Annotated in this window: 10 protein-coding genes and 4 pseudogenes; 9 read left to right on the top strand and 5 right to left on the bottom strand. The window is 63.7% G+C overall.

What is annotated here, in order from left to right; genetic code table 11:
* Nucleotides 1–260, top strand: a 260-nt coding sequence (locus CA982_RS25845; protein ID WP_244176509.1) for an IS3 family transposase, incomplete at its 5' end; no start/stop codon positions are given.
* Between the two features lie 99 nt (nucleotides 261–359).
* On the top strand, nucleotides 360–1,283 hold the full coding sequence (locus CA982_RS25840; protein ID WP_014928945.1) for an acyl-CoA dehydrogenase family protein: 924 nt from the start codon (nucleotides 360–362) through the stop codon (nucleotides 1,281–1,283).
* Nucleotides 1,284–1,350: 67 nt separating this feature from the next.
* Here CA982_RS25840 and CA982_RS25835 read toward each other — a convergent pair.
* Nucleotides 1,351–1,593 (bottom strand): annotated as a pseudogene (locus CA982_RS25835) (MMPL family transporter); the annotation flags it as partial.
* Nucleotides 1,594–1,597: 4 nt separating this feature from the next.
* Nucleotides 1,598–1,723 (bottom strand): annotated as a pseudogene (locus tag CA982_RS27030) (TetR family transcriptional regulator); the annotation flags it as partial.
* A 108-nt stretch (nucleotides 1,724–1,831) separates the two neighbouring features.
* Here CA982_RS27030 and CA982_RS25825 point away from each other — a divergent pair.
* Nucleotides 1,832–2,308 carry a PaaI family thioesterase gene (locus tag CA982_RS25825; protein WP_004020623.1) on the top strand — a complete coding sequence of 159 codons (477 nt, stop codon included), beginning with the start codon at nucleotides 1,832–1,834 and terminating at the stop codon, nucleotides 2,306–2,308.
* Nucleotides 2,309–2,313: 5 nt separating this feature from the next.
* Here the strand turns inward: CA982_RS25825 and CA982_RS25820 are convergent, their stop codons facing one another.
* A complete protein-coding gene (locus tag CA982_RS25820; protein WP_004020622.1) occupies nucleotides 2,314–3,339 on the bottom strand; it encodes a helix-turn-helix domain-containing protein in 1,026 nt (341 codons plus the stop codon).
* Between the two features lie 99 nt (nucleotides 3,340–3,438).
* Between CA982_RS25820 and CA982_RS25815 the strand changes: the two genes are divergently transcribed.
* The 6 genes and pseudogenes from CA982_RS25815 to CA982_RS25790 all read left to right on the top strand — a co-directional run.
* Nucleotides 3,439–3,759, top strand: a complete 321-nt coding sequence (locus CA982_RS25815; protein ID WP_004020621.1) for a 2Fe-2S iron-sulfur cluster-binding protein — start codon at nucleotides 3,439–3,441, stop codon at nucleotides 3,757–3,759.
* Nucleotides 3,760–3,785: 26 nt separating this feature from the next.
* The gene (locus tag CA982_RS25810; protein ID WP_004020620.1) at nucleotides 3,786–5,177 is read left to right on the top strand and encodes a cytochrome P450; all 1,392 of its coding nucleotides are present in this window, start codon (nucleotides 3,786–3,788) and stop codon (nucleotides 5,175–5,177) included.
* A complete protein-coding gene (locus CA982_RS25805; protein WP_014928948.1) occupies nucleotides 5,174–6,373 on the top strand; it encodes an NAD(P)/FAD-dependent oxidoreductase in 1,200 nt (399 codons plus the stop codon). Before CA982_RS25810 ends, CA982_RS25805 begins: the two co-directional genes overlap by 4 nt.
* Nucleotides 6,370–7,041 carry a transglutaminase-like domain-containing protein gene (locus CA982_RS25800; protein ID WP_004020618.1) on the top strand — a complete coding sequence of 224 codons (672 nt, stop codon included), beginning with the start codon at nucleotides 6,370–6,372 and terminating at the stop codon, nucleotides 7,039–7,041. Before CA982_RS25805 ends, CA982_RS25800 begins: the two co-directional genes overlap by 4 nt.
* Nucleotides 7,042–7,128: 87 nt before the next feature.
* Nucleotides 7,129–8,166 carry a BtrH N-terminal domain-containing protein gene (locus CA982_RS25795; RefSeq protein ID WP_472892132.1) on the top strand — a complete coding sequence of 346 codons (1,038 nt, stop codon included), beginning with the start codon at nucleotides 7,129–7,131 and terminating at the stop codon, nucleotides 8,164–8,166.
* A 300-nt stretch (nucleotides 8,167–8,466) separates the two neighbouring features.
* Nucleotides 8,467–8,814, top strand: a pseudogene (locus CA982_RS25790) (transposase); the annotation flags it as partial.
* A gap of 142 nt (nucleotides 8,815–8,956) precedes the next feature.
* On the opposite strand, the pseudogene CA982_RS25785 reads toward CA982_RS25790, so the two are convergent.
* Together CA982_RS25785 and CA982_RS25780 are read right to left on the bottom strand one after the other, a co-directional pair.
* Nucleotides 8,957–9,778, bottom strand: a pseudogene (locus CA982_RS25785) (IS256 family transposase); the annotation flags it as partial.
* 31 nt (nucleotides 9,779–9,809) lie between these two features.
* On the bottom strand, nucleotides 9,810–10,086 hold a 277-nt coding region (locus CA982_RS25780), incomplete at its 5' end, for an integrase core domain-containing protein (protein ID WP_244176508.1).

The raw sequence follows: 10,086 nt of genomic DNA, 5'->3' as shown, positions 1-10,086 counted from the left end.
ACGCGATGGCTGAGGCGTTCAACTCGCTGTTCAAAGCCGAATGCATCCGTAACCCCGTGATGCGCCCGCGAGGCGGCTGGGCAGGTGTGGGCGAGGTCGAGATCGCCGTCGCTGAGTACGTCGAATGGTTCAACCACCGCCGCCTGCACGGCGAGATCGGACACGTCCCACCCGTCGAGTACGAGAGCGCCTACTGGTCGACCCACACCGTCACCAGCTACCGTGAGAACCCGGTCCCCGCAAACGCTGGAACCAACTAACCGAGCCTCCAGCAAACCCGGGGCGATTCAGTCTTCGCAGTAATCCGCGAGATTGCCAAGGTCGACGGCTCGCTTGGCCACCTCTACGGATACCACCTCGTGTGTGCAGCCTTCATCGAACTCCTCGGCTCGCCGGAGCAGCGCGACGCCACTTACCGCCGCGTGGCGCAGGGTTCCTGGACGGGGAACGCGTTGAGCGAGAACAACAGTCACATTCTCGACTGGAAGGTGCGTGCAACCCCACGCGACGACGGTGGTTACGTGCTGAACGGGACCAAGCATTTCTGTAGCGGGGCGCTCGGATCCGATCTGCTTCTGGTGTTTGGCGTGGCGCAGGATGATGACTCACCCGAGCGGTCGGGAATTATCACAGCGGTCATACCCACCGACCGAGGGGGAGTGCGTCCCAACAATGACTGGAAAGCCCTGGGGATGCGGCGGACCGACAGCGGTACAACGGACTTCAAAGATGTTCAAGTGCTTCCGCACGAGGTGTTGGGGGCTCCGAACAGCGTGATCACCGACTTTTTCGGCTATAGGCGCGCCAGCCTATTCGGCCCGTTGGTGCAACTGATCTTCTCGCACGTCTACATAGGAATTGCCGCCGAAGCGCTGGACTCCGCTCGCGAATACACGCTGGAGCACGCACGGCCATGGACCCCTGCGGGGGTTTCTGAGGCCACGCAGGATCCATACGTAGTTCGGACCTTTGGAGAGCTTGCGATTAAACTACAAGGCGCTGACGCGGCGGCCCGCGATGCGTCGCACGCGGTGCAGCGGATCTGGGAGAAGGGTGATGCTTTGGCACCCGCCGATCGGGCCTCGCTGATGGTTCAGGTGTCGGGGGTGAAGGTCTTGGCCACCGAGGCGGGTCTGTCTATAGGCAGCCGGATCTTCGAGGTCATCGGGGCGCGTGGGACACACCCGCGTTTGGGGCTGGACCGGTTCTGGCGCAACATCCGGACGCACAGCCTGCATGACCCGGTGGCCTACAAGATTGCCGACGTCGGCCAGTACTTCTAGAACGACCGTGATCCCGTCCCAGGCTTTACATCCTGACAAGTTCGACAACACACATCGGCGATCCCCCCACCAGGTCGCGGGCGGAAGCGACATCGGCGGTGGTGCCACGAAGTTCCTGGACAAGCTCGTCGTAGCGTGCACGCACCGTCGGGGTGAGGCCGCCACGGTTCTCCATGGCGATAAACGCCGTTGTCTTGGCGCCTTTCTCCCCGAACGCCGTGCCCATCCGGTCGAATGACTGAAACGACGGCACTCCCGCAGGGATCGGGTCGACCGACTGCTGCCGCACGACTGTCTCCAGCTGCGGGAACGCTCGTGACCGCCTCGACGGTGACAGCCTCCACTCCCCCGCTGCGCAGCAACACCGCCGTGGCGTCGAGCAGACGGTTCCGGGAACGAACCCGCCGCGGATCGACGTCGTCGAGGCCATTGATGCTCACCGCCACCAGGTCTCCTCACGCTGTTGGTCCAGCGTGGATGTGGCATTCTACCAACGATACCGTTGGTAGTGGTCTGCTACCGGCACGAGCATCGATTCGAGGACTGTGATGTCAGCACCCACCAAACTGCCCGCACACTCCCCATCGTGCATGGGCTGCGGGCCGGAGAATGCCAGCGGCCTGCAGCTCGAGGTGTACCGCGACGGCGACCGCGTTTTTGCCGATCACTCTTTCACCACCAAGCATTCCGGTGGACCAGGTTTGGCGCACGGAGGCGCTATCTCGGCCGCGTGCGACGACATCATGGGATTCACGCTGTGGATCGCCGGCACCCCGGCCGTCACGCGCACGTTGACCGTCAAGTACCGCCGACCGGTACCCCTCCACGTACCAGTACGTCTTACGGCGTGCATCGACGAGGACGCCGATCACATCCTGCACATCGGGGCGAGCGGGACTGTGGACGGCGAGACCTACTTTTCCGCCACCGGCGAGTTCGTGAAAGTCGATCTCATGCACTTCGCGCGCTACGCCGACACCTCCACGGTAGACAGCTTTTTCGTCAATCTTCTTCGCGCGGACTGACCTGCTCAGATGCCCGGCGCTGCCTGCCGATTCGCCGGTGCGCGGCGAAACCGCGTCGGGGAGCATCCGACCCACCGTGTGAACGCATGAGAGAAGCTGGCGGCGTCGGAGTACCCCAGTTCTGCGGCTATCTCGCCGACACCGATGCCCGGATCCAGCAGTCGCGCGGTGGCCCGTTCTTGGACGAACTGCTGCCGCAGGCGACGCAGGGTGGTGCCCTCGGCGTTCAGGCGTCGCTTGAGTGTGCTCACCGATATCGACAGCTCCGCCGCGATACGAGCACCGTCAGCGCGGGCAGGGTCGGCATCGAACTGTGCGCGGACCAGCTGCGTGTAGGAACTGGGCCTACGCTGTTCGTAGACGCGTCGAAGCTCGGCAATACCGATCCGGTAGGCCACGGGGTCGGAGAAACGGCACACGTCGTAGAGCACGGCAGCCGGTATGTGCACGAACGCCGCGGGCGCGTTGAAAACGATCCGATGGCCGATCTCACCCACGGCGATCAGGTCTGCCGGCGCCTGGCATGTCAGATGAAGCTCCACGGAGGGGACGGCACCGGCGAGCATGTCCACCAACCGCAGGACAGCCAGACCACCGTAGGTGACGGCGAAACAATCGGTGCCGGCGCTGTCGGTGCGCCCGGCCAGAGCGATCGTCAGTCCAGAATCTCCGTGCTGGAACTCGGTGCTCAGCGCGGTCGATATCAGGGGCAAGAACTGAAGCAGTTGAACAACTTCGACGACGGAACCCGCACTGACCAGCGGCAAACTGATGGGGCCGAACGAGGTGAGCTGAGCGTGCTCGGCGAACGCTACGCCCAACCGGAATCCCTGCTGGGAATCCATCGCCGGATACACCTCGTGAAACCACCGGACAGGCACTTGGCCCTGTCGCGCAATGACGACCGCGAGATCGACGCCCTCGCGGGCCATGATGCGTTCGAACGCTCGGGTCTCCGCCGCGCCCAAGGCGCCGCTGTCGAGGAGCTGGGCGAACGCCAGCGGCGGCATCCCCGACTCGACAAGGCTCATATGAGCCAAGTTAACAAGACATCGCGACGTCCGAACCTGGATCGACCACATTCGCCGCGCGCACACTCATCTCTACGACCCAGGAACAAGGAGGTGGCCATGGCCACGATCACCTACGTGACCCACGACGGCGAGGACTACCCCGCGCCGGTGATGCCCGGCAGGTCACTGATGCAGACCGCGGTCGACCAGGCGATACCGGGCATTGATGGCGACTGTGGCGGTGAGGCGGCATGCGGAACCTGCCACGTCGTCGTCGACAGCGCGTGGATCGACACCGTCGGCCACAGCACAGACGTCGAAGAAGGCATGTTGAGCATGCACCCCGAGCGTGAGGCCAACTCGCGGCTGTCGTGTCAGATGACCGCGCGCGAAGAGTGGGACGGGTTGACCGTTCACCTCCCCGAGTTCCAGTTGTGAAGTGAGAGAATGAGAGCGACTTTCAGATGAGCATTACCACCGCGATCGCCGAGAAGGCGCAGTCCATGATCCCGATCGATCTGCAGATCCGTGGCGCTCACGTCTATGACAAGACCCGCCGGATCGTCACCCGAACCGACGGCAAGAAAATCTTCACCGAGACCCCCATCCCGCCGGTCGAGGACGTCGAACTCACTGACATCGATCTGAGCAACCCATTTCTCTACCGACAGGGCATGTGGCGGTCCTACTTCGAGCGTGTGCGCAATGAGGCGCCCGTTCACTTCCAGCCCCGCAGTCCCTTCGGGCCGTTCTGGTCGGTCACTCGACATGCCGACATCATCGCTGTCGACAAAAACCATGAAGCGTTCTCCGCCGAACCGTTCATCATCATCGGTCGGCCCCCGCGTTTCATGGATATCGCGATGTTCATCGCCATGGACCCGCCGCGGCACGACAAGCAGCGCGCCGCCGTCCAGGGAGTCGTCGCACCGAAGAACCTGCGCGAGATGGAGGGCCTCATCCGGTCTCGCGTCCGGGAAGTCGTCGAGGAGCTACCGCTCGACGAACCGTTCGACTGGGTCCAGACCGTGTCGGTCGAACTGACCGCGCGGATGCTCGCGACATTGCTCGACTACCCCTACGAGCAGCGCCACAAACTCGTCCAGTGGTCGGATTTGGCCACGTCGATGGAGCAGGCCAACGGCGGACCATCGGACAACGACAAAGTTTTCCGCGAGATGGTCGCGATGGCACAGGGCTTGAGTGCGCTGTGGCGAGACAAGGCCGCGCGGACCGCGGCAGGCGAGGAGACCGGATTCGACCTCATCACCATGCTGCAGAGCAACGAGGACACCAAGAACCTTCTCGACAATAGCCCGATGGAGTTCCTCGGGAACCTCGTGCTGCTGATCGTCGGCGGCAACGACACCACCCGCAACTCGATGAGCGGCGGAGTGCTGGCTCTCAACGAGTTTCCCGAGCAGTTCGAGAAACTCAAAGCCAATCCGGATCTGATTCCCAATGCGGTGTCGGAGATTATCCGGTGGCAAACCCCGCTGGCATACATGCGTCGGGTCGCCAAGAAGGACGTGATGCTCAACGGTCAGTTCATCCGCGCAGGTGACAAAGTCGTCATGTGGTATGCCTCCGGCAACCGCGACGAGCGAGTGTTCGACCGCCCGGACGAGCTCATCATCGATCGGTCCAACGCTCGCAACCACATCGCGTTCGGTTTCGGTGTGCACCGTTGCATGGGAAACCGTTTGGCCGAATTGCAGTTGCGCATTCTCTGGGAAGAACTTCTCGAGCGCTTCGACGACATCGAGGTGGTCGGTGATCCGGAGTACGTGCAGTCCAACTTCGTTCGTGGGATCAGCAAGATGATGGTCCGTCTGACTCCCAAGCCGGAGACGTGAGTACTGATCGGGTCGTGATCGTCGGCGCAAGCCACGCGGGCGCACAGCTGGCGGCCAATTTGCGCAAGGAGAAGTGGGCTGGGGCCATCCTGCTGATCGGCGACGAGGGCCGCCTGCCGTATCAGCGGCCGCCGCTGTCCAAGGCATACCTGGCTGGCGATTGCCATCTCGACGATGTCGCGATTCGGAGCCGCCAGTTCTACGACAAGCAACGGATCGAGCTCGTCGACGGGACCGTGACCTCGATCGACCGTGCCGAACGAACCGTCACTCTTGGCAACAACGACGCGGTGTCCTACTCGAAGTTGGCCCTGTGCACCGGCGCTCGAGCTCGCGCACTGCCGGTCCCCGGCGCCGACCTGCCGGGCGTGCACTATCTGCGCACCGCCACCGATGTCGAGGCCATCCGCGCCGCCGCGGTCCCGGGTTCGCGGGTCGTCATTGTCGGCGGCGGGTACATCGGCCTGGAGACAGCGGCCTCGCTTCGAACCCTGGGTGTCGAGGTCACCGTCCTGGAGGCGGCAGGACGCGTACTCGAACGTGTCACGGCGCCCGTCGTGTCGGAATTCTTCGATCGAATTCACCGCGAGAAGGGTGTCGAGGTACGGACCGACGCAATGGTCGAAGGGTTCCGCGGCGACGAACGAGTCGACGGCGTTGTCCTGTCCGGGGGGGAGACGCTGGCCGCTGACCTGGTCATCGTCGGCGTCGGCGTCATTCCGAACACGGAGCTCGCAGCAGCTGCGGGCATCGACGTCGAAAACGGCATCCTCGTCGACGACCGCGCTCGTACCAGCGATCCTGACATCGTCGCAGCCGGCGACTGCGCCAACCACCGAATCGAGCGGTACGGGCGACGTGTTCGTCTCGAGTGCGTGTCCGCAACAACCGAGCACGCCAAGATCGCGGCGGCCACAATCTGCGACAACACAACCGGTCGCGCCGCACTGCCATGGTTCTGGTCCGACCAATACGACCTCAAACTCCAGATCGCCGGGCTCAACACCGGATACGACGAGGTGCTGGTCAGCGGCAACCCCGCCCATGGCCGCGACTTCACCTGCTACTACTTAACCGCCGGAGAACTGATTGCAGCTGACTGCGTCAACAGACCCGCTGACTTCGTGACCGCCAAGCGCGCCATTGCACAACGAGCGCCGATCGTCAGGTCCGAATTGATCGGAGCGGCCCCATGACCACATCACCGACAAATGCGGTCAGCCCGGCGGCGCTGACGGGTTCACGCTTCCTCGACATCGAGCACGCCACCGTCGCAACCTTCACACGCGAAGCCGTCGGCAACGCGACCACCGACAAAGACAAAGCCGGCCGCCTGTTCACCGCGGTGCGCGACGCCATCCGCTACGACCCGTACACCGTCTCCAACGACCCAGAGCACTACCGGGCCAGCCATGTAATCGAATCCGGGCGTGGATACTGCGTCCCCAAGGCCGTCGTGCTTACCGCCGCATTCCGCGCCGCCGGGATCCCAGCGCGGCTAGGCTTCGCCGACGTCCGTAATCACCTCCAAACGGGCGCCCTACGTGAGCTGATGGGAACCGACGTCTTCGTCTATCACGGGTACAGCCACGTCTACATAGACGGACGGTGGCTCAAGGCGACACCCGCGTTCAACTCGGAACTGTGCGCGCGGTTCGGAGTCGCCCCGATCGACTTCACCGGCGACAGCGACGCGTTGCTCCACGCTCACTCCGCGGACGGCTCAACACACATGGAGTACGTCCGCGAAAGAGGTGTGTACAACGACCTGCCTCTCGACAACATCCTGGTGGCTCTCAAAGAGGCCTATGGCCCTCTTATACTCACGCAGCGTGCGACGTCACTAGATGCATTCCACGCCTAACCCGGTCTGCCTCAGTCGTCGGCCCGGCAATCGACAATTTTCGTACCGCCTCAACACAGGAGGATCGTGTCAGTGTCCGGCCCCTCGATGATCGACCCCTACCCGCACCGAATGGGTGGCCACTGTGGGTCCGGTGCGATGCGAGACCTCATGGAGTGGACCGGGCTCGGTTACGACGGCCCACCCGACGAGGGCCTCGTCTTTGCCCTCGGCGGAGCCCTCTCCCTCACCTACATTCGATCAAAAGCGCTGATGCCACCCGTGTACTTAGTCGGACGAGGACCTGATTTTGAGATCGACCTCCCCCGCCGTCTGGGCGGCACCGTCGAGGTGCTTGCCACAGACGACCCGGCCGAGGGTTGGGAGAACCTTCGTGGCGAGATCGATCAGGGACGCCCTGCACTGGTCTGGGCGGAGATCGCAGAACTCCCCTACCTGCGGGTCCAGTTGCGCATGAGCCGCCACGACATCGTTGTAGTCGGCTACGACGAGACGCAAGGCGTCGCGTACATCGCCGACAACGATCGCGAAGACCTTCAACGCGTCCCACTGGACGCACTCGCACGCGCGCGCCGCTCGACCTCCTTCCCGGAGCCAACCCGACACACGCTGTTTCGTATCAATTGGCCACAGACGCCACCTTCGATTCTCGAGGTGGCCGCACAGGCATTCGCACAATCCGCAGCGAGCCTGAGCACCCCAGGCGCATCGACGATCGCCGGGCCCGCAGAACACGGGTCACACGGCCTCGACGCTGCCAGCGCGCTCGCATCCGACGTCTGCAGCTGGGGAGCCCTGTCGACCGACGACCTCGAGATGCATTTATTCAGCCTCGGCGCCTTCATCGAGAAAGCGGGGACCGGCGGCGGCCTGTTCCGCCGACTGCTGGCACAGGGCTGCGACGAAATCGCGCGCCTCACCGGCGATCACGCCACCGCCATCCTTGCAGCCAACGCCCACCATGCGGCGACATCCTGGACTGCAGTCGCACGCGCAGCAGTACAGAAGGATCACGCCTCATCCGAGCGGCTCCGATCCGTCACAACCCTCGCGGCGGCTCTACCCGAGGCGGAAACGACCCTGGAGGCGTCACTACGAAAGGCCGCAGCATCCTTGTCAGGCTAACCGGCCTGTCGCGGCAAGTCCGCGAGGAGGACGCTAAGCAGGGCCGCCGCGTTCACACAAACGCACGCAGGAGCATTACCATCAGCAGGACGCCGGTTCCCGCTGACCCGGGTCCTGTGACATCGACAGGAGGCAACCGGGAAGCCTGCAGTTCTTCTCGCAGCGTCACGTATCCTGGCCTTCGACCACGCCACCGTGCAGGCGTCCACCCGTGATGCTACCGGCGACGCGGACAACGATCGAGACATGGCGCGGAGCCACTTTGCCGCGGTGCGAAACCAGATCCGCTACGACCCCTACACAGCAGCCCGCATCCTCCTCGAAGTCGGCGACGGTTCAGCATTCGCCACCGCAGGCCACCTGGCCGCCTACGCCGGCATCGCACCAGTCACCCACCGATCCGGCACCTCCATCCGTGGCGAGCACCCCGCCCGATTCGGAAACCGCAAACTCAAACGAGCCTTCTTCCTCTCCGCGTTCGCCGCACTGCACGACCCCACCAGCCGCGCCTACTACGACCGCAAACGCGCCGAAGGAAAGAAACACAACGCCGCCCTCATCTGCCTGGCACGCCGACGATGCGACGTCCTCTACGCGATGCTCAAGCACAGCGAGCCCTACCGAACCCCAATCGCTTCAGCTGCTTGACAAACCCATAGGGACACCCCCCGTTCTGGACGACCCCCACCCAGCGTCTCACGCACGCTCACCACGAGCTCGGCGGGAATCGGGCCCCGACGGGTCTGTCCGATATTCGGTGTAAGCGGCGGTTTTCCGATTGCTCGGCGGGTCAGCGTTCTTCGGCTGCGGGCATACGATCGGCGAACGTGATGGCCGGGGCGTTGAGCGCTGGCTTCCAGCGTACGGCCCACTTCGTCTGACCGGTACCCTTCGGGTCCAGCGACCGGGTGACCAGGTAGAGCGTTTTGAGTGCGGACTGCTCGTTCGGGAAGTGTCCTCGAGCGCGCACCGCACGCCGGTAGCGGGCGTTGAGACTTTCGATCGCGTTGGTGGAGCACAACACTCGCCGTATCTCGACGTCGTAGTCAAGGAACGGGATGAACTCCTCCCACGCGCTCTCCCACAGGGTCACGATCGCCGGGTACGGCGTGCCCCATTTCTCGGCGAATTCCTCCCACCGCGCCCGGGCGTCAGCGGCGGTCGGCGCGGTGTAGATCGGTTTGAGATCGGCGCTGATCGTGTCCCAATACTTGCGGGAGGCGTACTTGAAGGTGTTGCGGATCAGATGGATGATGCACGTCTGTACCGTGGCCAACGGGAACGCGGCAGATACACTGTCGGGCAACCCTTTCAATCCGTCACACACAACGAAGAAGATGTCGCGGACACCCCTGTTCTTGAGGTCGGTGAGCACCGCCAGCCAGAACCTGGCCGACTCGCCGTCGCCGTCGCCGGCCCACATGCCGAGGATGTCTTTGTGCCCGTCGAGATCCACCCCGATCGCGGCGTAGATGGGCCGGTTACGCACCTGCCCATCCCGGATCTTGACCATGATCGCGTCGATGAACACCGCCGCGTACACTTTCTCCAGCGGGCGTGCCCACCACGACACCATCTCTTCGATGACCCGATCCGTGATTCGGGAGACGGTGTGAATCGCCCCGGGTTTGCTGGAGGCTCGGTTAGTTGGTTCCAGCGTTTGCGGGGACCGGGTTCTCACGGTAGCTGGTGACGGTGTGGGTCGACCAGTAGGCGCTCTCGTACTCGACGGGTGGGACGTGTCCGATCTCGCCGTGCAGGCGGCGGTGGTTGAACCATTCGACGTACTCAGCGACGGCGATCTCGACCTCGCCCACACCTGCCCAGCCGCCTCGCGGGCGCATCACGGGGTTACGGATGCATTCGGCTTTGAACAGCGAGTTGAACGCCTCAGCCATCGCGTTGTCGTATGGTCGTATG

The sequence above is a fragment of the Gordonia lacunae genome (assembly GCF_002149015.1).
Classification (GTDB): Bacteria; Actinomycetota; Actinomycetes; order Mycobacteriales; family Mycobacteriaceae; genus Gordonia; species Gordonia lacunae.
The sequence above is the reverse complement of the archived record's forward strand: the minus strand, read 5'-3'. Positions and strand labels throughout refer to the sequence as shown.